Source organism: Cytobacillus sp. FSL W7-1323, from assembly GCF_038595015.1.
GTDB lineage: Bacteria > Bacillota > Bacilli > Bacillales > Cytobacillaceae > Cytobacillus > Cytobacillus kochii.
The window spans coordinates 2,100,024-2,126,986 of sequence record NZ_CP151998.1 but is presented as its reverse complement, the minus strand read 5'-3'; the positions used below and the strand labels follow the sequence as shown (position 1 = coordinate 2,126,986).

Annotated in this window: 26 protein-coding genes; all 26 read right to left on the bottom strand. The window is 36.9% G+C overall.

Annotated elements, in window-relative coordinates:
• Nucleotides 1-9 precede the first annotated feature (9 nt).
• Entirely contained in the window at nucleotides 10-717 is a 708-nt protein-coding gene (locus MKX67_RS11000; protein ID WP_307314199.1) for an ABC transporter ATP-binding protein, read from the bottom strand.
• On the bottom strand, nucleotides 710-1,471 hold the full coding sequence (locus MKX67_RS10995; RefSeq protein WP_095373422.1) for an ABC transporter ATP-binding protein: 762 nt from the start codon (nucleotides 1,469-1,471) through the stop codon (nucleotides 710-712). The genes MKX67_RS11000 and MKX67_RS10995 overlap by 8 nt, the downstream gene beginning before the upstream one ends.
• On the bottom strand, nucleotides 1,458-2,462 hold the full coding sequence (locus MKX67_RS10990) for a branched-chain amino acid ABC transporter permease (RefSeq protein ID WP_095373423.1): 1,005 nt from the start codon (nucleotides 2,460-2,462) through the stop codon (nucleotides 1,458-1,460). The genes MKX67_RS10995 and MKX67_RS10990 overlap by 14 nt, the downstream gene beginning before the upstream one ends.
• A gap of 1 nt (nucleotide 2,463) precedes the next feature.
• Entirely contained in the window at nucleotides 2,464-3,327 is an 864-nt protein-coding gene (locus MKX67_RS10985) for a branched-chain amino acid ABC transporter permease (RefSeq protein ID WP_095373424.1), read from the bottom strand.
• 31 nt (nucleotides 3,328-3,358) lie between these two features.
• A complete protein-coding gene (locus MKX67_RS10980) occupies nucleotides 3,359-5,038 on the bottom strand; it encodes a long-chain-fatty-acid--CoA ligase (RefSeq protein ID WP_322909269.1) in 1,680 nt (559 codons plus the stop codon).
• A 56-nt stretch (nucleotides 5,039-5,094) separates the two neighbouring features.
• Entirely contained in the window at nucleotides 5,095-5,883 is a 789-nt protein-coding gene (locus MKX67_RS10975) for an enoyl-CoA hydratase (protein ID WP_095373426.1), read from the bottom strand.
• A 20-nt stretch (nucleotides 5,884-5,903) separates the two neighbouring features.
• A complete protein-coding gene (locus MKX67_RS10970; protein WP_341050939.1) occupies nucleotides 5,904-6,632 on the bottom strand; it encodes a 2-phosphosulfolactate phosphatase in 729 nt (242 codons plus the stop codon).
• A 10-nt stretch (nucleotides 6,633-6,642) separates the two neighbouring features.
• Nucleotides 6,643-7,704, bottom strand: coding sequence for a phosphotransferase family protein (locus MKX67_RS10965; protein WP_322909267.1), 1,062 nt, complete (start codon nucleotides 7,702-7,704; stop codon nucleotides 6,643-6,645).
• On the bottom strand, nucleotides 7,694-8,137 hold the full coding sequence (locus tag MKX67_RS10960; RefSeq protein WP_095373697.1) for a thioesterase family protein: 444 nt from the start codon (nucleotides 8,135-8,137) through the stop codon (nucleotides 7,694-7,696). The genes MKX67_RS10965 and MKX67_RS10960 overlap by 11 nt, the downstream gene beginning before the upstream one ends.
• 2 nt (nucleotides 8,138-8,139) lie before the next feature.
• The gene (locus MKX67_RS10955) at nucleotides 8,140-8,724 is read right to left on the bottom strand and encodes a TetR/AcrR family transcriptional regulator (RefSeq protein WP_095373429.1); all 585 of its coding nucleotides are present in this window, start codon (nucleotides 8,722-8,724) and stop codon (nucleotides 8,140-8,142) included.
• A gap of 33 nt (nucleotides 8,725-8,757) precedes the next feature.
• The gene (locus MKX67_RS10950) at nucleotides 8,758-9,936 is read right to left on the bottom strand and encodes a thiolase family protein (protein WP_224936304.1); all 1,179 of its coding nucleotides are present in this window, start codon (nucleotides 9,934-9,936) and stop codon (nucleotides 8,758-8,760) included.
• A 19-nt stretch (nucleotides 9,937-9,955) separates the two neighbouring features.
• On the bottom strand, nucleotides 9,956-10,729 hold the full coding sequence (locus MKX67_RS10945; protein WP_322909266.1) for an SDR family oxidoreductase: 774 nt from the start codon (nucleotides 10,727-10,729) through the stop codon (nucleotides 9,956-9,958).
• Nucleotides 10,729-11,955 carry an acyl-CoA dehydrogenase gene (locus tag MKX67_RS10940; RefSeq protein WP_095373432.1) on the bottom strand — a complete coding sequence of 409 codons (1,227 nt, stop codon included), beginning with the start codon at nucleotides 11,953-11,955 and terminating at the stop codon, nucleotides 10,729-10,731. The genes MKX67_RS10945 and MKX67_RS10940 overlap by 1 nt, the downstream gene beginning before the upstream one ends.
• Nucleotides 11,956-11,970: 15 nt before the next feature.
• Entirely contained in the window at nucleotides 11,971-12,375 is a 405-nt protein-coding gene (locus tag MKX67_RS10935; protein WP_307314219.1) for a MaoC/PaaZ C-terminal domain-containing protein, read from the bottom strand.
• Nucleotides 12,372-12,821: a MaoC family dehydratase N-terminal domain-containing protein gene (locus MKX67_RS10930; RefSeq protein WP_095373434.1), complete on the bottom strand. Its 450-nt coding sequence runs from the start codon at nucleotides 12,819-12,821 to the stop codon at nucleotides 12,372-12,374. The genes MKX67_RS10935 and MKX67_RS10930 overlap by 4 nt, the downstream gene beginning before the upstream one ends.
• Nucleotides 12,822-12,841: 20 nt before the next feature.
• Complete coding sequence (gene fabG, locus MKX67_RS10925; RefSeq protein WP_095373435.1) at nucleotides 12,842-13,603, bottom strand: 3-oxoacyl-ACP reductase FabG; 762 nt, start codon at nucleotides 13,601-13,603, stop codon at nucleotides 12,842-12,844.
• 26 nt (nucleotides 13,604-13,629) lie between these two features.
• The gene (locus MKX67_RS10920; protein ID WP_095373436.1) at nucleotides 13,630-14,808 is read right to left on the bottom strand and encodes an acyl-CoA dehydrogenase family protein; all 1,179 of its coding nucleotides are present in this window, start codon (nucleotides 14,806-14,808) and stop codon (nucleotides 13,630-13,632) included.
• Nucleotides 14,809-15,250: 442 nt separating this feature from the next.
• The gene (locus MKX67_RS10915) at nucleotides 15,251-16,069 is read right to left on the bottom strand and encodes an MBL fold metallo-hydrolase (protein ID WP_180316971.1); all 819 of its coding nucleotides are present in this window, start codon (nucleotides 16,067-16,069) and stop codon (nucleotides 15,251-15,253) included.
• Nucleotides 16,056-17,012 carry a 2-dehydropantoate 2-reductase gene (locus MKX67_RS10910; RefSeq protein WP_307314226.1) on the bottom strand — a complete coding sequence of 319 codons (957 nt, stop codon included), beginning with the start codon at nucleotides 17,010-17,012 and terminating at the stop codon, nucleotides 16,056-16,058. Before MKX67_RS10910 ends, MKX67_RS10915 begins: the two co-directional genes overlap by 14 nt.
• Complete coding sequence (locus MKX67_RS10905; protein WP_307314228.1) at nucleotides 17,009-17,689, bottom strand: diphthine--ammonia ligase; 681 nt, start codon at nucleotides 17,687-17,689, stop codon at nucleotides 17,009-17,011. Before MKX67_RS10905 ends, MKX67_RS10910 begins: the two co-directional genes overlap by 4 nt.
• 115 nt (nucleotides 17,690-17,804) lie before the next feature.
• Nucleotides 17,805-19,049 carry an MFS transporter gene (locus MKX67_RS10900; RefSeq protein ID WP_341050922.1) on the bottom strand — a complete coding sequence of 415 codons (1,245 nt, stop codon included), beginning with the start codon at nucleotides 19,047-19,049 and terminating at the stop codon, nucleotides 17,805-17,807.
• Between the two features lie 908 nt (nucleotides 19,050-19,957).
• Nucleotides 19,958-20,413 (bottom strand): GNAT family N-acetyltransferase, encoded by a 456-nt coding sequence (locus MKX67_RS10895; protein ID WP_342489272.1) that lies wholly within the window; start codon nucleotides 20,411-20,413, stop codon nucleotides 19,958-19,960.
• A gap of 51 nt (nucleotides 20,414-20,464) precedes the next feature.
• Nucleotides 20,465-21,826 carry an MFS transporter gene (locus MKX67_RS10890; protein WP_095373440.1) on the bottom strand — a complete coding sequence of 454 codons (1,362 nt, stop codon included), beginning with the start codon at nucleotides 21,824-21,826 and terminating at the stop codon, nucleotides 20,465-20,467.
• Between the two features lie 475 nt (nucleotides 21,827-22,301).
• On the bottom strand, nucleotides 22,302-25,448 hold the full coding sequence (locus tag MKX67_RS10885; protein ID WP_342489224.1) for an SMC family ATPase: 3,147 nt from the start codon (nucleotides 25,446-25,448) through the stop codon (nucleotides 22,302-22,304).
• Nucleotides 25,445-26,590 (bottom strand): exonuclease SbcCD subunit D, encoded by a 1,146-nt coding sequence (locus MKX67_RS10880; RefSeq protein WP_095373441.1) that lies wholly within the window; start codon nucleotides 26,588-26,590, stop codon nucleotides 25,445-25,447. The genes MKX67_RS10885 and MKX67_RS10880 overlap by 4 nt, the downstream gene beginning before the upstream one ends.
• A 158-nt stretch (nucleotides 26,591-26,748) precedes the next feature.
• Nucleotides 26,749-26,895 carry a hypothetical protein gene (locus MKX67_RS10875; protein WP_180316972.1) on the bottom strand — a complete coding sequence of 49 codons (147 nt, stop codon included), beginning with the start codon at nucleotides 26,893-26,895 and terminating at the stop codon, nucleotides 26,749-26,751.
• Nucleotides 26,896-26,963: the final 68 nt, after the last annotated feature.

The window sequence follows — 26,963 nt, the reverse complement described above, 5'->3', positions numbered from 1 at the left end:
AATTATTACTTATGCACCAATATAAGCCTTTCTTACCTCTTGGTTTGATAAAAGCTCATCCGCAGTCCCTTGCAATGCAATCTGCCCATTTTCAAACACATAACCTTTCTTCGCAATACTTAACGCTGCAAATGCATTTTGTTCTGCTAAAAGAATGGTTGTTCCTTCTTGATTAATATTTTTAATGCTTTCAAACATTTGCTCAACAATAAGTGGTGCTAGCCCAATGGAAGGTTCATCAAGTAACATTAACTTCGGTTTAGCCATATAAGCTCTGCCGATTGCAAGCATTTGCTGTTGTCCACCACTTAGTAAACCTGCTGCTTCATTTCTTTTTTCGTAAAGAATCGGAAAAAGCTCGAACACATCATTTAATGATTGTTTCAATTGCGCTTTACGCTTACGATGAATATAACCTCCCATCATTAGATTTTGTTCTACGTTCATATAAGGAAACAATTTACGGTCCTCGGCACATTGGACAATCCCCATTTGTACAATCTTTTCAGGTGCCGTTTGATGAATAGGTACATCATTAAAAAGTATCTTGCCTGAAGTTGCTTTTAATAGACCACTAATTGTTTTGAAAGTCGTGCTTTTCCCTGCTCCATTCGCCCCTAGTAAAACAACAATCTCGCCTTCCACAACATCAATATCAATATCTTTAATACTTAAATATTTTCCATATTTAGCAGAAACTCCATCTAATTTAAGCACTCACCGTCCCTCCTAAATAGGCTTTGATGACCTCTTCATTTTTTTGGATCTCTGCTGGTGTTCCTTCCGCAATCTTTTCTCCATAGTTTAAAACCATAATATGATGCGCCAACCGCATAATCATCGGCATCTTATGCTCAATAAGACAAATCGTTAAACCTTTATCCGCCATTTTTTGGATTAATTTTGCCATTTCATCTGTTTCATCAGGATTGACCCCAGCTGTTGGTTCATCGAGAAAAACGATCTCAGGATCAGTAGCAAGTGCTAATGCGAAAGCAACACGTTTCTTCTCTTCTTGAGAAATATTTGTTACTAGTTGATCACTTACATGTGATAAGCCAACGAAATCTAAAGATTCCTCTGCTTTGGCGATACATTGTTGTTCTTCTTCTTTTAGCCTTTTCGTCCGAAAGATACTATCAAACAGATTAGATTTCGTTCGCAAGCGATGGCCAACGATTACATTGTCTTTCACCGTCGACATTTCAAATAAGTGTGTACTTTGAAATGTCCTTGCCACACCTAGCTTTGCTATCACATTCGCTGGTTGTCTAGTAATCTCCTCATTTTTATAGATAATGGTTCCTTCGGTCGGTTCGTGCACACCTGTAATCAAGTTAAAGAATGTACTTTTCCCCGCACCATTAGGGCCAATGATGGCGTTGATCTTCCCTTGTTGGACGGAATAATCCACTGACTTCACTGCTACATTTCCACCAAAACGCTTCGTTAAGCCTTTAACCTCCAGCATTTGTCTCCTCCTCCCTGTTTTTGTAAGCAAGAGATTCCTGTTTTTTCCGTTTTCTTTGATACAACTGCATTTGAATAAACCCAACAATTCCTCTAGGAGAAAAGATGATGAGTAATGTCAATAATGGACCAAATATGAGCATCCGATAATCTTGTAAGAATTGTAGATTTTGCGAGATGATCACGATAAGAAATGTCCCTACAATCGGACCAGCAAATGTACCAATTCCACCAACAATCATATAAGTAAGCAAATCAAATGTGATCGTTGTATAAGCTATTTCTGGACCGATGAAACGGATAAAACCTGCATACATCGCTCCTGCCAAACCAGCAAAAAAAGTGGAAAGTACAAAGGCAAGAAGTTTATTCCGTTTAGTTGAAATACCAAGTGATAACGCTAAATCTTCACTATTACGAATAGCGATAAATGTTCTCCCAGTTAGTGAATGCACGATACGATAAATGACAGCCACAACGAGGAGAAAAATGAAAAACGCTAAATAATATTGAGCTGTTGGTGATTGAAAAGTAATTGGACCGATTGCCTCTGGCAAAGGGATACCAATTAGTCCTCTTACGCCACCAGTTAGACCTTCCCACTTATCAATCACTAGGTAAATAATATAGCCTACACAAAGGGTATATATAGCAAAAAAGTGTTCTTTCGTTCTTAAGGCAAACAGCCCGATGATTAACCCGATGAACATCGTTACCAATGGGGCTAACAAAAAGCTTAACCAAAAACCCATCTCAAGTTTAACAGTAAGGATGCCGATAACATACGCCCCAATTGCAAAGAAACCACCATGAGCTAAAGATAAGTAACCTGTATAACCCGCAAGTAAATTCAAGCCATAAACTGCGATGGTCCAAATAAAAGCCAAAGTCATAATATGAAGATAATAAAGATTCGGAATAACGAAAGGGAAAACGATTCCGAGAACGATGAGCAAAGGTATAATTACCTTCTTGTTTGTTAGAACGTTCATTCTATACGCCTCCTTTAGAGAAAATTCCTTGAGGCTTGATTGATAGAATGAGAATTAATAATACAAAAGCGATGATGTCTTTATAATCTGCAGAAAGGTAGGTTGCTCCTAAACTTTCCGTGAACCCTAGGATATATCCACCCAATATGGCTCCTGGAATACTGCCCATTCCACCGATGATGATAATGACAAAAGCTTTTAGGATTACCAGATGTCCCATTCCAGGAAAGACGAGGTTAATTGGTGACGTAAGTGAAGCACCAATTGCCGCCAGAGCACCAGCAATAAAAAAAGTGAGGATCGCTACTTTATGTGTGTTGATACCTACTAATTGCGCCCCTTCTCTATTTTGGGCCATTGCAATGATTGTCCTACCCGTAAATGTTTTCTTTAAGAACCAGTAAAGCAAAATCATTACCGCAATTGCTGCGAATACAATGAGTATTCTCTGCAATGTCAGTGTGAGACCAAACACTTCCACCACCTGCCCAAAAGGTGTTGACATTTGGCGATAGTCCGCTCCCCATATAAACTGTGCTAATGCTTCAAGAAAAAGTAAAATACCGATGGCAGCCACTTTATCTTGAATAGGAGGAGAGTGTCTTAGAGGATAGAACACAAGTCTCTCCATTAAGACACTTAATAGTCCGACTACACAAATGGAAACAACCATTGCGAGAATATAGTGTAAACCTGCTTCAGTCATCATAATTAAAGTGATATATCCACCTACCATGTACAGAGCACCGTGAGCGAAATTTGGAATATGGAGAATGCCGTATACTAAAGTGAGCCCTAAAGCTACTAGGGCATAGACACTCCCAATTGTTAATCCATTAAACAATTGTTGCATTAAAAGTTCCATCATTTTCCCCCTTTTTCACGTCAGTAGAAGATTAGACTTTTTGTTGATTCACTTTCGATTCTTCTTCTTCTTTCAGTTTACGCCATAATATTTTCCCGCTAGATGTCATCGGGAAAGACTCTCTAAACTCAACCACTTTCGGAACTTTATAGGCAGCCATATGCTCTTTAGCCCATTGAATAATCTCTTCAGCAGATGTCTTTCCTTTACTGTCTTCATTTAATATTACGAAGGCTTTTGCTGCTTCTCCTCGTCTCGGATCAGGAATCCCAACGACACAAGCCTGTTGAATCGCAGAGTGACGATATAGAATCGACTCCACCTCTGTCGGCCAAATTTTATAACCTGAAGAATTAATCATTCTTTTTACACGATCAACAATAAAGAAATAACCCTCTTCATCTACTTTTCCTAAATCACCTGTTCTAAAAAATTGTTTTCCTTCTATAGTAATAAAAGCGCTTTCATTTTCTTCTGGACGATTATAGTAACCTTTCATTACTTGGTGACCATGAATGATGATTTCACCAACCTCATCGATTCCCAATTCTTCATTTGTAATAGGATCTATAATTCTAGCATCCACATCGAAGAAGGGAATGCCTAAACATTGCATTTTCGGATGATCTGTTGGATTTGAATGGGTTTGTGCAATTGTTTCGGTCAAGCCATACCCTTCTAAAAAAGTTAATCCAGTTAATTTCTCTAATTTCTGACCAACTGCTTCCGGCAAAGTAGCGCCACCACCGGAAATGCCAATAAGTGAAGCTATACGATCAGCTGTTAATTTTGGATTAGAAATAAAATCAATTAACATCGTACTTATAGCTGTCCAATTACTACACTGCTTTCTCTCAATAAGTTGTAATGCCGTATCTTTATTCCATCTAGTCATAATGACCATGGTACTTCCAGCATAAATGGGTACATGCATACTTTGCACCATTCCGGTCACATGGAAAAATGGCAAAGAAGATAAAATGACATTGCTACTTGAAATCCTCCCCCATAAAGCACCACCAACGGTATTGGCTTGAACAGAATAATTCGTATGCATACAGCCTTTTGGTACACCGGTTGTTCCTGAAGTGTAAGGAAGGACGATTAAATCATCCTGTTTGCTCGTATAATAAGGAACGATTTCTCTTATCTTTATAGCGTCATCCCACCGGAAATGATCTTGCTCTTCTGTCCATTCTTTTCGTGGTTCTGCAACTACATCTGGTCTATCTATGTTATCTTGTGGGTCAATATAATCTGAATAGGAGGCAATAAGTAGGTGTTTCAAAGAAGTCTGTTCAATAAGTGGTTTTACAATAGGTTGTAATTCTTGACCGATAACTGCTGTTTCAATTTGACAATCATTAATATAAAAAGCTAACTCACTCGTAACAAGCATTGGGTTAATCGGAACGACGACTGCGCCGATTCTCATAATGCTATAGAAACTAATGACAAACTGTGGAGAATTCTGCATAAAGAGCAGGACTTTATCTCCTTTTTTTACCTGTAATTCCGTTTGAAGATAACTAGAAACACTCTTCACTTCGTCTAATAATTGCTTAAAGCTTATTTCATTTCCATAATAATGGATAGCCTCTCGCGAAGGATATTGAAGTGCTGAGAATTCCAAGTTTTGGTAAACTGAAGTTTCTGGAACAATCAGTTTTTTTGGAAGCTTTGGCCAGTGATCAAAATGTCTTGTTTGCATTAATTTAATCTCCTCCTTAACTTTTTAGAATAGCTCATAGAGGTGTCATATTTAATTTAAGAACGTTTGAAGTCAGGTTGTCTTTTTTCTTTAAAAGCAGTAATTCCTTCATGATGGTCCTCTGTTGTTACCATCGTACCTTGTGTAATCCTTTCCTGTTCTAATACTTGTTTTAATGATAACTGATAAGATTCGTTAGTAAGTTTTTTAATAAATCCATACGCAATATTTGGCCCAGCACTTAATTTTTCCGCATATTGTTTTACATCATCTTCAAAGTGACCTTTTTTGTAAATATGGTTAACGATGCCAAATTCGTATGCTTTTTCAACTGTTAATGGCTCTGCGCTAAATAATAGTTCCTTCGCACGTTGTAATCCAACTAGTCGAGGTAGAAAATAAGAGCCGCCGCCATCCGAAATTAAGCCTACTTTAGAAAAGCTTAAAATAAATTTAGTTTCTTCTTCTGCTAAGATTAAATCACATGCTAGTGCTAGATTAAACCCTGCTCCTGCCGCATATCCATGTACGGCTGCAATGATTGGTTTCTCTACAGATTGTATTAAAAGAATAAGCTCATTCAAATTCCCAATATGTTCATAAGTAGCTATAGGCGATCTTGAACCCATCCTTTTTACATCTCCACCAGAACTGAAAGCTCTTCCCGCTCCCTTCAATACAATAACACGAATATCTTTATCCGCTTTGGCTTGTTGTAGTGCTGATTTTAACCCTTGAATTAGCTCAGGGCTAAATGAATTTAATGCCTCAGGACGATTTAATGTTAATTCCATTACACCATTCTCAATTTTCATTAGTAAATGACTCATTGTTTTCGATGTCATATCTTCACCTCATTTTTTTATTAAACGCCGATTACGCCTTCATCCGTTACAATAGGGGAAACGGCAAAAATATCTTTTTGAGCTGCGAATGCTACTTCCGTCTTCATACCGTGATTTGCAATCATTTTACCTACACGTGAAGCCATTAATAATTCTGTTCCTTTTTCTTTTGCACCCAAATAAAACTGATGGGCACACAGTGCTGTATCTGACATTTCCCAAGCCTTATGACTGCTAGTTATTAAACAATCAATATAATAACCGACTCCATAAAAGTCCTCGACATTAAATGCACCAGAAGATCCCGAACAAACAAGTACTACCGTCTCATCAAGATGTTCGCTACAAACTGCCTTAGCAGAATGTTTGGCATTTAAGAGGGATGCTATATACACTTTCTTTGCATTAAGAGCATGTTTGATGGCCACTGTTCCATTGGTGGTTGTTAAGATGATATCCTTACCTTCAACAGTTTTAGATAATCTTTCTGGATGGGGTGATTCAAATCCGTCTATCGTTAGCCCGTTATATTCTCCAACTAACACATATGTTCCTTTTTCACGAATGCTTGCTTCATATAATGCATCCTCTTGATTCGCTACTGGTATGACCGCCTTTGCCCCGTGTTGAATCGCAGTTGTTATAACTGATGTGGCCATCAAAATATCAAATACAACGACCACCTTCTGCCCATTTAATTTCTCTTTATCGATTTCTTCTTTTTTCATGACTACATGAAGTTTCACCATATCAATAACCTCACAATTTTCTTCTAGATGTCTTTACAGCATGTTGTATTAAGTTATTTACATATAAGTTTAGATTAGAAAAGCGCTCGTCTTTTGTTTGTCCGCGCTTCCAACGATAATAAATTTGCTGACATATAACGGCGAGTTTGAAGTAAGCAAATGTTAAATAATAATGAATTTGACTGACATCTGTCCCACTTTTTAGCGCATATGCTTGAATAAACTCTTCTCTTGTGAAGAAGCCTGGCTTTGTCGTCACCGACTCTTCTCCTAGACCTCTCTTCAATAGATCGGAATCATTTTTTTCATGCCAGTAGCTTAAGGCAACACCTAGATCGGCTAACGGGTCACCAACAGTTGACATTTCCCAATCAAAGACACCGATTAATCTTGTTAACTGTTGATTGAACATACTGTTATTTAGCTTAAAATCATAATGGATAATCGTTGTTTTTTCGGAATGTGGGAGATGTGACTCTAACCAATTTGTAAGTTCATCAATCCCATTAATTTCATCTGTTTTACTACGATGATATCGGCTTATCCAGCCATCTACTTGCCTTTGCATGAACCCAGCTGGTCTCGTCATCTCTTTTAGTTTGGTCTTCTGATAATTGATAGCGTGTAATTGCACAAGAGTGTTTACCATCAATTGTGATATTCTTTGACCTACATCATAAGTACTGTCACCATCAGGAATAGTGAGGGAATCGTCTATCACCACCCCTTTTTTTCTTTCCATAATAAAGAATGGTGCACCTAAAAGTTCTTTATCACTGTAAATAAAAGGCTTCGGTGCTTGATTGAAAAAAGGGTGGATTTCCTGTAGTACTTTATATTCTCTTTCCATATCATGCGCTTTAGGTGCTACTGGTCCCATAGGCGGTCTTCTTAACACAGCTTCCCAGTTGCCAGCTTTTAATTGATAGGTTAGATTTGATTTACCTGCACTAAATTGGGAGATTTCTAATGGTTTGTTAGGTATTTCTTCTATATTTGCTTTTAAATATTGTTCTAAGCGATGAACATCAAGCCCTTCACCTTCTCGAATGGGAATTGTATCAGAAGTCATGAACACCCTCCTCTGTTTTACTTAGTAATGCGAGAGGCTGATATTTTTTTAAGTTATCCCTTAAATGTTCTGGAATCAAAATAGAATGATCATCTATGAAGTTATAACACACAGTGACACAACTTGCTTTAGCAACCAATTTCCCATCCATCTTCTTTGTCAATAAATGCTGTAATTCAAAGCTTTTACGGCCAATATTGCTAACCTCAGTAGTCACAACTAGTTCCTCACCTGCGAAAGCTGGGGCAACATAATCACAATGAATAGAAGCCAAAATCATACTACTTTGTTTATTTCTATTAGGTAAAATCTCATAAAATAATTTCGTTCTTGCCTCTTCAAAATAAAGAAAATAACTTGTATTATTGACATGGCCAACAGCATCGGTTTCACTAAACCGTACATACACCTCTATTTGATGTTTTTTATGCATCATCAAATCCCCTCTTTAACAGGCACTTCTTCAATACCTTTTAAAATAATTTCGGTATAAAATCGTGCTAATTCCTTATCCGTTAGTTCACCATCTGTGCGAAACCAATAATAGCTATAATTCGTCATTCCTAAAAATCCGAATGCAAGAATATCCGTTCGAATATGATTACTAAACTCTCTTGTCTTTTTACCTTCATCAATAATTTTTTCAAAATTTAATCGATATTCTTTTCTCTTTAATTTAATTTGTTTGACATGATCTTCATGTAAATGCCTTAACTCCCGATGCACAATTCGTGCTTCTTTTCCCTGGGTGTCAATCTTACTTAATGTTAAATAAATGTTTTCGTAGAGCTTTTCTTTATTACTTAATGTTTGATTTTGTAAGATTTCCTCTTGTTCTTGTAATAAACCTTCGATGTATTCTAAATGGATATCCCTTAATACTTCCTGCTTACTGTTGAAATAATAATAAAAAGTACCTTTCGTCACATCGAGTTGATCGACAATATCTTGAATGGTCGTTTCCTTAAAGCCTTTATCATCAAACAAATCGATGCTTTTCTTTAAAATTTGATTTTTCACTAAAAGCCCTCCTGACTATGTCTATGCCTATTCTTAGACTAGTTCTCTTTCAATGAGAAGGGCAATCCCTTGACCTCCACCAATACAAGCGGTAATTAAAGCCGTCTGGCTCAGTGACCGTTGCAATTCATACACTGCTTTCGTAACAAGTATGGCACCTGTTGCGCCTAATGGATGACCATGAGCAATCGCTCCGCCATTCACATTCAACTTTTCAGGATTGAATGATAACTCCCTGTCACAAGCAATGACTTGTGCGGCGAATGCTTCATTCAATTCAATTAAATCAATATCTTCAAGTGTTTTTCCAGTTTTCTTTAATAGTTTTCTAACAGCAGGTACAGGACCTATTCCCATAATATTAGGGTCAACACCAGCGACAGTTGATTCTTTTATGACGGCTAATGGACGTAAACCGAGTGAATTCGCTTTTTCTCTTGACATGATAACAAGCGCCGAGGCCGCATCATTTAAGCCTGAACTGTTACCGGCTGTCACACTGCCAGCTTGCTTAAATGCAGGTTTAAGTTTAGCTAACCCCTCTATATTCGTTTGTGGTCTTGGGTGTTCATCCTCATTAAAAGTAATCGGCTCACCTTTTCTAATAGGAATCTTTATCGGAACAATTTGTTCATTAAAACGGCCTTCTGCCATCGCCTTAGCCATTCTTGCTTGACTACGATTGGCATATTCATCTTGCTCTTGACGAGAAATATCATATTTTTCTACTAAATTTTCTGCTGTTATCCCCATAGGAGGATCTCCAACTTCATCAGGTGAAAGTCGTGATTTTCTAAATTGAGGGGGTCTTGGACTATACGGTTGATCAGCCCGATCCATCAAGTAAGGTGCCCTCGACATACTTTCTACTCCACCTGCAATATAGACATCTCCCTCACCGGCTTTAATCATTGCTGCAGCAAGTGCAACAGCATTCATACCTGATCCGCATTGGCGGTCTATTGTTAAGCCAGGTAGATTAAGAGAAAGACCTGATTGAAGACTTGATAATCTAGCAATATTTCCCCCACCACTTAGCACATTACCAAAAATCACATCATCAATCTCTCCCACATTCACTTGCGCCCGCTCTACTGCTGCCTTTATAACTTCGCCACCAAATACGTGAGCTGGAACGGAGGCAAGAGCACCTCCCTGCCTACCAATCGCTGTGCGTACAGCTGAAACGATTACTGCTTCTCTATTACCCATTTCACCCATCCCTTTCTCTTTACATCGCCGTTGTTCCACCATCTACCGCAATTGTTTCACCAGTAATGAAATCGGACGCACCACTGGCTAAAAATAGAGCCACTCCTTTTAAATCAGAGTCGGAACCAAATTTCCTAAGTGGTGTCCTCTGTAAGAAGCGATCGCTATTTCTTTCAATAAGAACCTTGGACATTTTTGTTGGGAAAAACCCAGGTGCAATCGCATTGACATGAATGCCTCTTGGTCCCCATTTCACAGCCAAATCTTTTGTAAAAGAAATAACACCACCCTTACTTGAGTTATATCCAATTGCGTCCATTAACTCTGGATTTGACCCCTTAAGTCCAGCAACAGAAGCTATATTAATGATTTTCCCTTGTTTTTCAACCAGCATTGCTTTACCAACAGCTTGTGACATTAGAAATGTGCCTACAACATTTACATTGACTACTTTTTGAAAGGCTTCTAGAGGCATTTCTTCTACTGGTGCCCCCCATGTTGCCCCACTATTATTGACAAGAATATCAATCTTTCCAAAACGCTGAATCGTTTCATCGACGACTGTTTGCACTTCTTCTGGATTAGTAATATCACATTTAAAAGTCAGTACTTCAATACCAAGTTCCTTTAAACGATCGGCCACTTCATCACAATTCTCTTTTTTCCTGGAACATAACACGATGTTTGCTCCAGCTTCTGCAAACCCTTCAGCAATTTGTTCACCTAATCCTCTTCCGCCCCCAGTGACAATAGCTGTTTTTCCAGATAGATCGAACAGTTCTTTTACATGCATTATTGGACCCCCTGTGCTACTTTTTTATATTTTTTTAACTCTTGTCTTGCAATCGCTCTTTTATGGACTTCATCTGGACCGTCTGCTAATCGTAATGTTCGAATATTCGCCCAACTTGCAGCAAGCGGTGTATCTTGACTTACTCCTTTTGCACCTAGTGCTTGAATGGCGTGATCAATAACTTGAAGTGCCACATTTGGTGCGACTACCTTAATCATGGCAATCTCTGTTTTGGCAGCTTTATTTCCAACAGTGTCCATCATATAAGCAGCTTTCAATGTAAGTAAACGAGATTGTTCTATATTCATTCTAGCTTCAGCAATCCATTCTTGAATAACACCTTGTTCTGCTAATGTTTTGCCAAAGGCAATGCGCTCTTGGACACGCTCACAAAGAATGGATAATGCTCTTTCCGCTGCCCCAATCGTTCTCATGCAATGATGAATGCGCCCTGGTCCTAATCTGCCTTGTGCAATTTCAAAGCCTCTCCCTTCACCTAGTAGCATATTACTAGCAGGGACTCTTACATTGTTATATTCAATTTCTGCATGACCATGAGGAGCATGATCGTAACCAAACACATTTAATGTGCGTTTGATTTTTACACCTGGTGTATCAAGTGGGACTAATATCATCGATTGTTGTTTATGTTTTTCGGCGTTTGGATCGTTTTTACCCATGACAATGGCAATTTTACATCTAGGATCACCTGCCCCTGATGACCACCACTTTGTTCCATTAATGACATACTCATCTCCATCACGAATAATGCTGGATTCGATATTGGTCGCATCAGATGAGGCCACATTCGGTTCAGTCATGGAAAAACAAGAGCGTATTTCACCGTTTAGTAATGGCTTTAGCCACTTTTCCTTATGTTCATCCGTTCCGTAGCGTACTAATACTTCCATATTACCTGTATCTGGTGCTGCACAGTTAAATACTTCAGGTCCTATAGATGACCTCCCCATTAACTCACATAATGGAGCGTATTCGATATTGCTTAAACCTGCACCATCTTCGCTATCCGGTAAAAATAAATTCCATAATCCTTCTGCTTTTGCTTTTGCTTTTAGTTCCTCCATAATGGTTGGATGGGTACTAAATCGATTTTCCTTACTTATTTGCTCCATATAGGTTTTCTCATTTGGAAAAACATATTGATCCATGAAATCACTAATTTTTGCTTGTAAACGCTTTACTTTGTCCGAATATTCAAAATTCATTACCCGCACCTCCTCTTATCCATTTGTTTTAACAAACGTGACATCACCTTTTAAAACTGCCTTCCCTGCTTGATTGACTGCTTTCACCTCAAATGCAATTTCCTGCTCCTCTTCAGCAGTCACTGTAGCAACCAGTGTAATCACATCATCAATGAAGACCATACCTGAAAAACGAATGCGATAATCCTTTATAAACCCTTCTTCATAATATGGTGTGAATAATTTGGCCAAATTACCCATTGTCCACATGCCATGAGCGATAATTCCAGGAAGTCCCGTTTTCTTTGCTTCCTCATCAACTGTATGAATGGGGTTAAAATCTCCAGATGCACCTGAATACTTTATTAAGTCCATTCTCGATACAGGCGCTAAGGTTTCTGACAATGTTTTTCCTTTTTCTAATGTCAAGATATTACTCATACACTCATCGCCTTTCTCACAGCTTCTGTAATGATGGTAATGGCTTCTTCTTTAAAAATGAGCTTCCCATCCTTATCTTCCCCATACTTCACTACGGAAAGAAAACCCATTAAACCATTGCTCCCTTTCTTTTCATAATAATCCTTTACTTCGGTCCAAACATAAACATCTTCTCCAACTAGGAGAGGTCTTTCATAATGAAACCTTTGCTCACCATGAATCAAACCTTTTTTAGGAAGCTGTAACTCTTCAATTGTGCCCGATTCAAACACACGTGGAAAAGTAGGTGGCGCAATATTTGTGCCATACTTACTTCTCTTTCCATATTCTTCGTCAATAAAAATGGGATGGGGGTCGCCAATCGATTGCGCGAACCGTTTGACTAACCCTCGTTCAACAGTATTCTTCACCTTATCTGATACTTTGCCGATCACATCCGTGTACATCCTGTGTATCAACTCCTATTTTAATTTTTTGGACCGCCCGCAACATAGATTACTTGACCGTTCACAAATGATGATTTCTCATCTGCAAAAAAAGCAACTGCATTTGCGATATCCGCAGGTTTTCCGCTTCTCGCAACCGGTATAGCCGCAATCGCTCCATTTACAAAGTCTGCAAAAGGTACCCCTACTCTTTCTGCTGTAGCCTTTGTCATCTCTGTTTCAATGAAACCAGGTGCAACACTATTTGCTGTGATACCATAACGTCCAAGTTCAATGGCTAATGTTTTTGTTAACCCTTGTAAACCAGCTTTTGCTGTTGCATAGTTAGCCTGACCTCTATTACCGAGAGCAGAAGTAGAAGAAATACTAATGATTCTGCCATAGTTTTGCTTGACCATATATTTTTGTGCGGCACGCGATGCATTAAACGAACCCTTCAGATGTACATCCATCACTAATTGCCAATCATCGTCCGTCATTTTAAACAGTAAATTATCGCGGATGATACCAGCGTTATTAACTAAAATATCAAGTGTACCAAACTGTTGCACAACTTCCTCCATTGCTGTTTCTACTTCGCCTGCTTCCACAACATTCGCTTTTTTCACGAAGATATGATAGCCCTTTTCCTTGAATTCTGCGGCTGTTTCTGCTAATGCCTCCTCATTGATATCAATAATAGCAATATTTGCCCCCTCTTGTGCGAAAAGCTCAGCGACGCCTTTACCAATTCCTCGGCTTCCACCAGTAATAAATGCAGTTTTCCCTGTGAATCTTGTCATTTTCATATGCCCCCTGTATCATTCCTTTATATTTGTTGTCCGATTTTCACATGTCCCTTCAGTAAGTTTCTTGAGATAATCATACGTTGGATTTCATCTGTGCCATCATATATTCTCCAAAGTCTTGCCTCGCGGTACCATCTCTCAATCGGAAGCTCTCTTGTATACCCCATGCCACCATGAATTTGTAATACGCGGTCCACGACTCTGTTCCCCATATTAGACCCATAAAGTTTTGCCATTGATGCATAGTGTCGATTATCTTCCCCTTGATCCAAAGTAAATGCAGCATTTAAAGCTAGCCACTTAGCTGCCTCAATTTCAACGGCTGAATCGGCAATTTGCCATTGAATTGCCTGTCTCTCAGCAATTGGTTTGCCAAAAGTTTCTCGTTCTTTTGCATAATCTAAGGCCATTTGCAATAGTCTCTCTGCTGCTCCAACTGCTCTTGCTCCTACTATCCAACGAGCAAATCCAATCCATTCAAGGCCAAGTTTATAACCACCATGCAATTCACCTAGTATATTCTTCTCTGGCACTCGTACATTATCAAATACAAGTCCAGCTGGTCCCCATTCACCCATCGTATGGATAAATTCTGATTTCCAGCCCATTTCACGGTCAGCGATAAAACAAGTGACACCATCTCTACCCTTTGTTTTCTTATGTAGCTCCTTATCCGTTATCGCGATGACCATTACGAAATCTGCTTCATTACCACCAGTAATGAAAGTTTTCTCACCATTTAGAACCCACTCATCTCCATCTTTCACTGCTGTCATGCGAATATTTTGCGTATCAGATCCTGCTCCAGGTTCAGTCATAGCGAAACAAGATTTTTTCTCACCATTTATCGTCGGAATTAAATAATTTTGTTTTTGTTCTTCATTAGCATAATAAAGAATGTTGTCAGCAGATCCACCAAAACTAAATGGCACAAACGTTTTAGCTACTTCAATACAAACAATGGCTTGCATCATTTGTCCCAAATCAGCTCCACCGTATTCCTCAGGTGTGTTAATTCCCCAAAAACCTGCTTCCTTTGCTTTTAACTGTAGTTTCTTCTGCACTTCTTTAGAAAGGCTTGGCTTTCCTTCTCGTTCATTCTTTAACACTTCATTTTCTAGCGGAATTAATTCTTTCTCCACAAACTTTCTAATGGTTTGTTGTACCATTTTTTGTTCTTCTGTTAACCGTAAATCCATTCTTTTCACCTCTATCTATTTATTTATACTAACTAGTTAGTATGTTAGAACTTCTTTACATACTAACCGGTTAGTTTTTTCACATTATTAATAACAACATGATCATTTTGTTTGACTCTTGCCTGTAGCGAAGCATAGAGTAGCCACCTATAAATGACATTATGAATCTATTCACTTTACAACCGGCTTAGAACAATGGTGTTAAATTTCATTGAACGTAATAGTTAGGAAACGCTTTCATTTTTTGATAAAAACGTTTGGCAGAGGTAACGGAACTAAAAACAAAGAAGTGTCTACAGCCAAACCACGCAGTAATTTTGCAAAGTTCTTAGTAGTTGAATGGAAATGTGTCATGGAGTAATAAAAACATCAAATATTATCTGACTAGTCAGTATGTTTTTAATATTCATTATAATATCAGAGATTTTTTCTCTTGCCAAGACTAAACCGATGATTTTTTGAATTTTTCTTGATTGCCATTAATGATAGAAGTAACAATATGAAGCGTATCCCATTCACCATTTGATAACGCGATCATTTGATAGTGCTTTGGAAAAAGTAATTGCTGAATCTCTAAAACACTTTTTCCTTCAAGATACAATTGCATGATTTCACCACTGAGATCCTCTAAATAATTCAATTTCGCTTGCAATTGTTCTTTACCATGAGGAAAATACCCTGAATGAGAACAAAACATTGCCTCAAAGTCATAAGTTAACAATTTTTTTATTGATTGCATTATTTCCGGAATGGATTCTGTATCCATCGCAATCTTTGTATGAGGCTGAACATATAAATCACCTGTAAACATTATCCCTTTATTGCGGCAAAATAGGGCCACATGGTCATCCGCATGACCAGGTGTCTCTATTACCTCCCAATCAAGCTGTCTTGACGAAACTTTTTGCGATAATGGATAAGCAGGAAACGCTTTTCTTGCTCCCCATGTTTTTTGCCTATATAAGGGGTATGGCGCCTCTTCAGAACATATCTCTATCCCTAACCGATGACAAAAAATAGGAATTTGTTGCTTGGCAAACCACGAGGCATTGCCAGAATGATCTTCATGGCTATGTGTTAAAACGACCTGATCAACAAAATAGGATTGATAAAATTGAGTGAAGGCAGATGACATCGAATACGGCCCAGTATCAATCACCAAACCGTCGATAATAAAAGAAAATATTTTTCTTGAAATTTTACTATTCTTCAATAAATTCCCTTCGGCGCAAATCACACCTTCATGTTTATAAGATTTCAACATATCCGTAGTCCTTTCTTTTTTCTTTTTCGTCCCAAAATTTCAATATACTATATAAAGACATAATCGTTGGCACTTCTATTTTTGTTTCATGGGCAAGTTTAAGAACATACCCACACATCGATTCGTATTCCATTGCCTTACCATTTAACCGGTCTTGTAGCATAGATGTCTGATGATCTTTGGCATAGGCGGCTTTTTTAAAAATAGACTGAATCACTTTTTCTTTATCAAATGGATAACCTTGTCTTGCTGCCACAGAAACGGCTTCTGCTGCCACGTTTTTCGCCAAAGCACTTAATTCCACACTCTCTAATATTTCGCCAATTGTTGCTTTTGTTATAGCCGACAACGGATTAAAGGTAATATTCCAAAGAAGCTTTTTCCACTTATGGTTAAGAATTTCTTCTGTGAATTTTGCACTTATTCCTGCTCTTTGAAATAAATCAACCATTTTTCTCGCTTGATTGCTATCTTCTTTTTGTAATGCACCTATTAATAATTGATGTGCCCCCGATTCTTTCACACAGCCTGGTTCAGTTATACTTGCTTGCACATAAGTCGCACAAGAAAAAATTTTATTATTCGTTAGACTACGTGCCAATATTTCTTCATTATCCACCCCATTTTGCATCGTTACGATCATTGTCTCATCTTTAATAACACCCTTAAGGCTATCAGCTAACTTTTTCGTATCAGTAGACTTCACACAAAATAGAAGGATGTCTACTGAAGCTAACGCATGTATGTCATTAGTGAAAATCGTATGCTCATTATTTAAGTTAAGGATAGGATATTGCTCAGTAACTACTTTTATGCCCCTCTCTTGCAATCTAGTTAAATGCTTACCTCTGGCAAGAAAGGTCACTTCATGATGAGCATTTGCAAGTAATGCCCCAAACAAACTTCCAACTGCTCCTGCCCCAGCCACACCTATTTTCATACTTCTACCTCCCCATCATGACTTAAATGGTAATCAACCTTCTTAGATCCTTCCCATAACACAGTTTCCTTAGTAAGGAGTGAAACCGCTTTAGAAAAAATCGGTCCATCATAAACAAAGCTATGATATTCTCCTGCTTCTCCCATCGGACAGACTTCTTCTAACTTAATCTTCTGAAAAAACTCATCATCAATCTCTCTGCCTAGCCAACTATCAGATAAACAATCCGGACGGACTCTTATCACTTTAGCTCTATAACCACGCTGAATAAACGATTTTAGAAGTGCATCTACTTCTTCTTTTTTTCTCCATAATGGATAAATAGCCTGTAACCCGACTGTTGAAGCAAGCTTCTCTCCCCAATCTTTATGGGGCGTAAAATAAATGTCCCCAAATGCAATAGCCTCTAAATCATATTTTAACTTCAGTTGCTTTAATTCTTCTACAAATCTATCTGTATAATTATTTATGTCTGTATCAATAAAATGAATGGGTATACCTAATGATTCACTTTGTTTTACTAACAGATTTGTTTTTTCTCCATGACCGTATGTCCTTTTTTCAGATGGTTGTTTTGTTGTAATCAATACTTCAACACTTATTCCATTAGCCAATAAGTAGTCTAATGCCAAGCAAGCGTCCTTCCCCCCACTCCATGATAAAGCCGTTTTTCCCATATAATCCCCCTTATAATAAACTGAATATTCTTATAACACATCATACTCCTTTCACTCTTAGGTAGCAAATAAAACTGTTTGCAGAAAAGTTGTATTCAAGCATAGCCATTTGCTGTTATTCATCAGCAGACATCTCCTCACCTTTTTCTGTAAAATAACGTTGAAAAGAATAGCGAAAAATAACTACAACATAAAGGCAAGTGAATGCAAATAGGAGCAAACTCAATGTAATGATAATATTTTTTAATGGAATGAGATGAGTCATTAGTATAATGATACTTAAATAACCTACTTGTAACATACTTTGCAGCAATTGAAAGATACTTGTCACTCTGCCCATCATTTCTACAGGGATATTATTTTGGTAAAAAGTTAAGGCTCCAGCATTTAAGAAACTATTAAAAAAACCTAATAGTATAAAACTGCTCATCACAGCCGTAAATGACGTGGATAATGAGTAGATAACATATCCAATAGCCATCATGAACATTCCACAAGCAATCATTGATCGGATTGATAGTCTATTTGCCATCATGGTTAATACTAAAGCGCCACCAACCGATCCTATACCTGTAATACTCAAAAGAAAGCTATAATCAGTCTCAGAAAGGCCGACTACTGTTTGAATAAAAGCGACCTCTTGCGCATCCATAATATAGGAAATAATTACCAGAAATAAATAACCTAAGTAGACAAAGCTGACATATTTCTCTTTTTTTAAGAAGCTAAAAACAATGGTAAAATCTTCCTTTATTCTTTTAACTGTTAATCGAGGGATCTCCAACTTCTTATCCACATCAGGTAGAAAGCAAATAAAAAGGGCAGCGATGACAAAAAACAAACTAGTTAATAAAAGAGTCACCTCAACGGTTGTCAACAAGATAAATACACCAGCTATCGCTGGCCCAATAATAAAAGCACTAGATGATGTGACCGAACGGAATGTATTGAACTTTTTTCTTTTCTCAACAGGGACTATCATCGTTGAATAGGTTACTGACGCAGGGACAAAAAATGATTGGGCCACACTTAAAGCAATTAAAATAAGATACAAGTAGGTTATATTCGTTGCGAAGAACATGGTTACAATTAATAAAGCACGTAAAACATAAGTAATCATCACGATTTTCTTTTTACTACGATAATCTATAAAACTACCTGTCCACAACTTTGTCATCATGTTGATTATTGGTGAAATCACCCAAAGACCGGCGACAGCCGCTGCTGAACCATCTGTTATTTTGTACACCAATACATTAATGGCTGCTAAATATACAAAACTACCAATATGGGCACTAGAAAGTGAGATTAATAAAATGATTGGGTTTTTCCATTCTTTCAAATTATGTAATGATATCAATTGTCGCGCAAATCTCCTTTTAAACTAGAATTTAGGACCTTTGTTATTTACAAATGATACCATAAATATCCTCAACAAAATAAACAGGTTAATAATTATCTGAATTTTTTACACTTCTTTTTTGCCATATTAAATAATACTGTAAAAAACATATTGATGAAAAGAGGGAAAGGAATTGCTCAAAGATTCCATATCTGTTAGGTAGCAAAAGTGGACAGAACAATAATTGCCTGAGGTTGTGGGTGTGAACCGACAAAGGATTGGCGCTCTTAAAATATACACTCTTTAATTAGTGTATTAAGCGGTCGGAACTGAACTGCTTAAAAGAGATCACAGGAATTTTCATTATAAGGGGGGAAAATTATTCAATATCACATTCGTTAGTAAAGAGAAGATAGAAAACAATGGAAAAGGAGGTTGCCCAGTACAGTGTTCCATCTTTCTATTTTTTCACGTTTACACATCTCCTTCTGTAACCGTCTTGAATATACTTATCATACGCTTAAAAATACCTCAAAAAGGTTATGCTCTGTACGAAATATTGCATGTCCTACTAGCTTTCATTTAAGATAGTAGAGAATGTACATATATTGCAAAAAGAAAGGGTTTTCCAATTGAGTTCAACATTCTTTATTTTCTTACCAGCTCTAATCTTTTTTATTCTCTATATTGTGATGGTGTTTGTTCTTAATAAATACTCTAGTAGTAAAATAGCAACTATTGCCTTTACAATTATCGGCTTATTAATCTTCATTTACATTTTATTTTTCATTTTCACCTTTGTCCTTTAAAAAAATATTTCCATAATGCGAAGAAAGACAGGTGCAAATCACATTCGGTTTGCACCTGTTTCATTACAGAGATTCTTTACTAGCAACCATTTATCTAACAAGAATAATTTTCTTATTCTAAATTGTTCTTGTCATAAACACACTATTGGGATCTTCCTTATAGTGGTCAAATGGTTGGCAATATTGAAACCCTCTACTTTCGTACAATTTTCTAGCTGGTTCAAAAGATTCCATAGTACCTGTTTCTAAACTTAAACGCAAGTACCCCCGCTCCTTTGCTTCATGAAGCAAATGATCTAATAGTTTTCCTGCTACCCCTTTTCGTAAAGCGTTTTTGGCTGTTCTCATCGATTTGATCTCACCATGTTGGTTGTCTAGCTCTTTTAATGCAGCACAACCAACAAGTTGACCAGATTCCCAGCAGCTCCAAACGGTCACAGAAGGCTGTTTTAAACCATTTAAGTTCAATGCATGTGTACTTTCAGGAGGTGATTGACTACTCATATCCTCTAAATGTTCCATTATCAATTGTTGAATATCTGTACCTGATAAATCATCAATCTTCAATTCCATCATCTATTGTCCCCTTGAATTCTTTTTCTATTATTATATTGTTTTGAACGATTAGTTTTCAATATCTACTTTCCGAAAGATGATTTGATAGCTAAAAGCGAGTACGAGAATACTAGCAAGCATAAAGTAGACGCGTTCATACTGAATATATAATGGCAATTCCCCCTGAAGATTCATTAATAATCCACATATTGTCACTCCAATTCCTCCACCAATAAATTGAAGTAGTTGTAACAGACCCATACCTGCACTGTTCAATTCTGCTGATAATAGATAGGCTGTTTCATTGGCAACGCTGCTATTTAGCATAGAAAAACCGATACTTGCAAAAATGTAAGCACCCATAATAAAGTACGAATTGTAAGCTTGTAAAAAAGCAAATAGTAATGAGGCGAGCAGTAATGTTAATTGGCCAAGAGAAATAAAACGCTTGCTTCCATATAAATCAATCAACTTACCAATATAGGGTCCAGCAAGCATAGCGATGATGGCACCTGGAAATATCAATAGACCCATAGTAATCGGCTCTTTATGATGCAAATTCCCTAAAATAAGTGGCATCATAAATAAATTTGAAAAATGAAAAATAAAACCTGATAAACCAATGACTAATAATCGGATATAGTGTTTATTTAATAGTAATTGCGGAAATATAAATGGGTGATTCTGCTTCATCAAATAGAACATTGTAATGATTGCTAAACCTACAAATACTGCGCCGAATAAATAAGATGTTTGCGAGATAGTTAAAAGGGCGGCAATAGTTGTACAACTAGTAAGAAAGCAACCAAATATATCAAAGCTACCTTCCCTTCTTTCATTTTCCGGAGACAATTGCATTAATATAGGCAAAAAGACAAGAACCATTAGCGGTATTAGAAATAAGTAATTCCAGCCAAAAAATTGTGTTGCTACCCCACCTACTACTGGACCTAACCCAAAACCTAATGCTGCACCTGAACCAATCATGGCAATTGATTTTGCTCTTTCTGATATCGGCACATATCTACTAGCAATGATCATAGATAATCCTGGAACAGCCCCAGCACCCACCGCTTGTAAGATTCGTGAACATAAAAGGATAATAAAATTTTCAGCAAAAAATCCAACCAACGAAGAGCTTATAAATATACTAAGTCCAATAAGGAGCAATTTTTTTATAGAAATATAATCGGATAATCGACTAAATGTGAGTGTAAAAATGGCAAAAGCGATGGAGTATCCAGAAACCATCCACGAACCGATAATCGGGGTAATATGCAAGTTTGTTATTATATTGGGCAAGGCTATATTAAACATTGTTGTGTTCATAACGACAAACCAGCTACAAAAACAGAGTGCTAAAATTAACTTTTTATATTGTGGGTTCTCTTGCTTATGAGCGCTCGTTCGAGTGAAGGATGCAACGGCCATGTCTTTTCACCCCCTTTAATTATTTTCTGATTATTAATAATTATACAATAATTAAACTTTGATTCCTATTATTCCGCTTTTCGAAAGAAAACATAAACAATTTTTGCTGGGGTCTTGTTAGGAGTTTTTGAACCTAATTAACTCAGGCTAGCCTTGTTTGTGTGCACGGCTTTCATTTCTATCTTTCGTTCAGAGTAAAGTTCAAACATCATACGCTCGCCTTTTTCACCTTTTGTGCTTCTAAGTGAAGTACTTACCTTTTTTACCATACTCTTATCTGTTGCTTTCGCACAAGTATTTTCTTTTTATGAAAAATTGACTATAGACAAACACTTCTATTCGCCCGAAAACTCCTAATAATAGTGAATAATCGCTCGAAAAAAAATCATTCGAGACTAAGTGATGTCGTCTTCATAACAAACCTTTTGGTTACGTAAAAAGGACCCCCTTATCAATGAAGAGAGTCCAAAATTACTTAGGTTGTAAAAATAAACTTAGTTGTACTGCCCCCTTTAGACGACTCTACCTCTAGGCGTGCATCTATTCTTTCTTTTAACTCGGGGACGTGAGAAATAATGCCCACTAATCTACCGCTACTCTGTATTTCGATGAGTGATTCAACGGCTTGTTCTAATGATTCAGGATCAAGTGTACCGAAACCTTCATCTATAAACATGGTTTCCATCGAAACACCACCTGCATGTGATTGAACCACATCAGCAAGACCTAATGCAAGGGCAAGAGAAGCCTTGAAACTCTCCCCACCTGATAATGTTTTAACATGTCTTTCTTGTCCCGTATACTGGTCAAATACAAGTAGTTCTAATCCACTTTGTACATTTCCTTTGGAACGATCTGTTTTTCTCGTTAATTCATATCTTCCGTTCGTCATTTTATATAAACGTAAATTGGCTTGAATAAGGATATCATCTAAGAAAGCCGCTAAAACGAACCGCTCGAACGTCAATCTATACGTATTTTGTCCTTTCGAAATATCGGATAAATGACCAATGAGGCGATAACGTTCTTCTAAATCAGCAATTTCTTCATGAAGACTTTCTAAACGTGTATATGCCTTTTCATTATCTCTTTTCTTATACATAAGTTGATTGTATTGCTCATTTTCAAATTGAATCTTTTTAGCGAGTTCATTTATTTTCGATTCAATTTGCTCTAGATCTGGTTTCATTATATCTCTTAATTGTTTCGTCAACTCATTTAAGCGGTCATTAACAGAACGTAATTCTTCACGATACGAACGTATCTCTTGAGCGATTTGTTCCCTAAGTTCTTCTGAAATTTGCGCATTGGCATATTCACTATAACTTTTAAAGCCTTGCTTCTGCATTCGATTAACAAAGTCCGTTCTTTCCTGATGTAATTGTCCTTGTAAATGGTCATGTTGTTGGGTGAATGTTTCATAACGCGATTTCAAAATGGTTAATTGTTTGGCCACTTTTTCTTTCTGTTCTTCTGCCAACTTTAATTGGTCTTTTAATGTCTGCAATTTGTTCTGTTTATTTTGCAAAGCCATTTTGTATTGCGGTAAAGAACGTAAATCTTCTGGAATGGTCTTAATCAACCTTTGCAGCGAGGTATGATGCTTAATATATTCATTGTTTAGATCAACAACAGACTGCTTAAGCGTATCTGTTTTTTTTGCATACTGACTTTCCTCTTCTTCTAACAAAATGATTTTTTCTTGACATTGCTTCAACCTGGATTTTTCTTTTTCTAGTTGATTTTTCTGTTGTATTTTTTTTCTTTCGTTTTCTTCCACTTCTGCTAAAACTTCTTTTGCATTATCTAATGTTAGATGATGTAGATGCTCTGATTGTATTTCTGTTAATAGTTTCGCAATAGATTTTTCTATATGTTGTAATTTAGATTGTACTAGGTAGAAAGCTTGCTCTGTCGCTATTTTTTCCTTTTCAATGACTAATGCTTGATGTTTAGCTGCATTTAAATCCTCCTCAGTTGGAATGGTTTCATGACCATTAGCAATTGACGGATGATGAATTGAACCACAAACAAGACATGGTTCACCTTGTTGAAGCTCCTTTGCTAGAATACTTGCTTGTCCTTCTATCCACTTCTTCTCGAGTTCATGCTGAAGTGATTTACTATCATTCAAGCGAGCAATTGCGTTCTGTAGATATTTATCCTTTTCTTCATAAGATTGCTTTTCAAAAACTAATTCTTGCTCTAAGTGTATAAGTGATTGTAATTGTTTGATTTCATATTTGTATTGATGAAGTTGTTGTTCTATTGAAAGCATATGTTCTTGATTTTTCTCAAGCTCTTGCTTTTCTTCTTTTACTTTTTTTAATTCTTGCTGTAAATGATTAAGTTTTTGTTGGCTTTTATCAATCTCTTTCTTTTTACTAGTCATTGCATGATCTAATAATGAAACCTCTTTCTCTGTGTCAGCAAAGATGTGGATATCATCGTGTAAATTTTTTAATGACAACCATTCTGATTCTACTAATTCTCTTTCTTTCTCCCGAAGCAACTCCTTTTCTAATACTTTATTTGCATGTAATAGCCGTTCCTTTTGGATATTTTCTTCACTTTGGACTGATTGCATTTGCTCGGAAATATGATTAATTTCTTTTTTTAGAAGGTGGCAATTTTGTTCCTGTTCGAATAAGACAGCTGCTTTGTACGCTGAGGACAAATCTTTCTCTTTCTTCGCCATTATTTCCTCAGTATCTTTTAGCTGTTCATACCTTTCAGTTAATCGTTCCTTTAATGTGAATTGTTCAATAATCCGGTTCCCTTCTATTTTCTTTTGCTGAAATTCTAAACTTGTCTTTTCAAGCTCTTTTATCTTTTTTGACCAGTCAATTATTTTTTCTTCCATTTGTGCTAATTCTTCTGATAAAAGTTTTACAAACTGATAATGATTGATAGACTCAAGCTTATCCTCTTCTAGTACTCTCTGTAACTCCTGATTCATAACAGCATGAATTTGCTGCGCGATTCTCTGCTTTTGCTCGAATTTCACTTCCACATTTTTGCGCAGTTCAGCTGCTTCATCTTTTAATCTTTCTTCTATTCTTTTATATATCTCTGTATGAAATAGTTTTTGCAGGATGACTTCCTTTTCTTTACTATCTGAAGTGAGTAATTTACGGAACTCTCCTTGGGGAATCATCAGTATTTGCCTGAATTGGTTGCTATCAATAAGCATGATTTCTTTAATCTTTTCATCTACATCCCGAACATTCGCAGCTAATTGTTGCTGTGTACCATCATTAGAGATCGAATATAATTCGGCCTTCGCACCAACGGTTGTGAAGCCGTCCCCTCTTGTTTTTTTCTTCAATTGCTGAGGAGAGCGAACAATATAGAATCGTTTCTCTTTAATTGTGAATGTGAGCGATACTTCCGTTATTAACTCTTCTTCTGCAAACTGACTACGTAAGTCTGCACCCATTCGATCTTCCCCACTCGCCTTACCATAAATGGCAAATGTTATCCCGTCAAAAATAGTTGTTTTTCCCGCTCCTGTTTTTCCGGATATAACAAACATTGAACGACCACCTAATTGAGTAAAATCAATCTTTTCTTTACCGGCATATGGTCCAAACGCTTGCATTGTTAATAACAGTGGTTTCATCGGCCAACTCCCTCCCTTCTCATTTTTTCTATTACATCGACAATAATATTTTGCTTATCCTCAGTGAATTCAGCTGTGGTTACTTCTTGATAAAAATGCGAAAATAGTTCAAGTTCACTTTTTCTCTCATCAGTTAAAACATTTAATTTCGTCTTCTTTTTCATATCTTGCAAAGTACGCTTTCGTTCTAAATGAAGAATATTAGGGTATATTTGTCTTAATTTATTGATGGGGTCAATCAACGCACCTTCATCCAATAGGGTTACTTTTATATAATCATCCTTCTTCTGCTCGCTATAAAAACGCTCGTCTAATAACTCGTCTAAATAGCCCTCAATTTCCCTCATATCTCGGAGCGGTATTAAACTTTTTCTCTCTAATTGAAAAGTACCATTAGCATTCATCTCAACAATTGAAACCGATTTTTGTTGTTTTGCCTCTGAGAAAGAATACTTCATCAGAGATCCAGCATATTTAATTTTGTTATGAGATATCGCATCTGGACTATGTAAATGACCAAGAGCTGTATAATCAAATAAATCGAAGTTACGGGCACTTACACAGCCAGAACCACCTACAGATAATATTCGCTCTGAATCTGTCGTTTCTCCCCCAAGTACAAATGCATGACCGACGAGCACATTTGGCTCATTATGGTTCATCTTCTTTTCTATTTTTTCGATAATCGCTTTCATTGCCTCTTCATGTGAGATAATCCGATCATCATTGAAAGCATATTTTACTAGACCTGGTTCAGCAAAGGGAACAAGATGGAAATTCACTCCCTTAATATTGACACTGTCAACCGTGTCTTTCAGCTTTCCAGCTAAGTAAAAATCACTTTGTTGATACCATGAACTGCCAAATGATAATCGTTCTGCACTATCATGGTTTCCACCAATTGCCACAATGGGGACACCTAATTTTACATTGATTGTAAATAATACTTCATTTAATAATTCTACCGCAGCAACGGGCGGGACAGATCGGTCATAAAGGTCACCTGCTATAACTAAACAATCTGGTTGTTCTTCCTCAACAAGCTTAACTAATTGCTTTAGCATATATGATTGATCCTCAGTCATATAAACCCCATGAACAAGCTTTCCTAAATGCCAATCAGCTGTATGAATAAATTTCACTTATTTTCCCTCTCTTCTATGTATCTTTGTTTGCCTACTTTAACCTTTTATAAAAATGAGGCAAATCTGCCTTCATATTGCTTTTCTTCCACATTGTTACAAAATCTTCTAGTGTTATCTTATCTTCAATATTAATATATCTTTATAAAGTCGTACTTTCATAGCAAGCGAATGCTGCGCCCATTGGTAATACTTACACCCCATGTCTGCAATCCATCATACAGCATCGATTCGTAAGGTCTTATTGTTAATAATGAACTAAACCTTCCTTTTCCCATAATCGAACCATTTAACTCTGTAACCAATTTTCTCACCATATTATCACAAATAATCTACTATGATTACAAGCTATATCTTAATAACATTTTCTTAA

Excerpts from the sequence above, each read along its gene's own strand:
- MKX67_RS10980 (WP_322909269.1), bottom strand. The coding sequence starts at position 5,038 with ATGCAAACAAGACATTTTGATCACTGGCCAAAGCTTCCAAAAAAACTG.
- MKX67_RS10890 (WP_095373440.1), bottom strand. The coding sequence starts at position 21,826 with ATGGCCGTTGCATCCTTCACTCGAACGAGCGCTCATAAGCAAGAGAAC.
- MKX67_RS10905 (WP_307314228.1), bottom strand. The coding sequence starts at position 17,689 with ATGGGAAAAACGGCTTTATCATGGAGTGGGGGGAAGGACGCTTGCTTG.
- MKX67_RS10945 (WP_322909266.1), bottom strand. The coding sequence starts at position 10,729 with ATGCATGTAAAAGAACTGTTCGATCTATCTGGAAAAACAGCTATTGTC.
- MKX67_RS10960 (WP_095373697.1), bottom strand. The coding sequence starts at position 8,137 with ATGCATAAAAAACATCAAATAGAGGTGTATGTACGGTTTAGTGAAACC.
- MKX67_RS10930 (WP_095373434.1), bottom strand. The coding sequence starts at position 12,821 with ATGTACACGGATGTGATCGGCAAAGTATCAGATAAGGTGAAGAATACT.
- MKX67_RS10965 (WP_322909267.1), bottom strand. The coding sequence starts at position 7,704 with ATGACTTCTGATACAATTCCCATTCGAGAAGGTGAAGGGCTTGATGTT.
- MKX67_RS10935 (WP_307314219.1), bottom strand. The coding sequence starts at position 12,375 with ATGAGTAATATCTTGACATTAGAAAAAGGAAAAACATTGTCAGAAACC.
- MKX67_RS10950 (WP_224936304.1), bottom strand. The coding sequence starts at position 9,936 with ATGGGTAATAGAGAAGCAGTAATCGTTTCAGCTGTACGCACAGCGATT.
- MKX67_RS10990 (WP_095373423.1), bottom strand. The coding sequence starts at position 2,462 with ATGAACGTTCTAACAAACAAGAAGGTAATTATACCTTTGCTCATCGTT.
- MKX67_RS10995 (WP_095373422.1), bottom strand. The coding sequence starts at position 1,471 with ATGCTGGAGGTTAAAGGCTTAACGAAGCGTTTTGGTGGAAATGTAGCA.
- MKX67_RS10970 (WP_341050939.1), bottom strand. The coding sequence starts at position 6,632 with ATGGTGAAACTTCATGTAGTCATGAAAAAAGAAGAAATCGATAAAGAG.
- MKX67_RS10885 (WP_342489224.1), bottom strand. The coding sequence starts at position 25,448 with ATGAAACCACTGTTATTAACAATGCAAGCGTTTGGACCATATGCCGGT.
- MKX67_RS10910 (WP_307314226.1), bottom strand. The coding sequence starts at position 17,012 with ATGAAAATAGGTGTGGCTGGGGCAGGAGCAGTTGGAAGTTTGTTTGGG.
- MKX67_RS10920 (WP_095373436.1), bottom strand. The coding sequence starts at position 14,808 with ATGGATTTACGGTTAACAGAAGAACAAAAAATGGTACAACAAACCATT.
- fabG (WP_095373435.1), bottom strand. The coding sequence starts at position 13,603 with ATGACAAGATTCACAGGGAAAACTGCATTTATTACTGGTGGAAGCCGA.
- MKX67_RS10940 (WP_095373432.1), bottom strand. The coding sequence starts at position 11,955 with ATGAATTTTGAATATTCGGACAAAGTAAAGCGTTTACAAGCAAAAATT.
- MKX67_RS10975 (WP_095373426.1), bottom strand. The coding sequence starts at position 5,883 with ATGACATCGAAAACAATGAGTCATTTACTAATGAAAATTGAGAATGGT.
- MKX67_RS10985 (WP_095373424.1), bottom strand. The coding sequence starts at position 3,327 with ATGGAACTTTTAATGCAACAATTGTTTAATGGATTAACAATTGGGAGT.
- MKX67_RS10895 (WP_342489272.1), bottom strand. The coding sequence starts at position 20,413 with ATGGAATTGAAGATTGATGATTTATCAGGTACAGATATTCAACAATTG.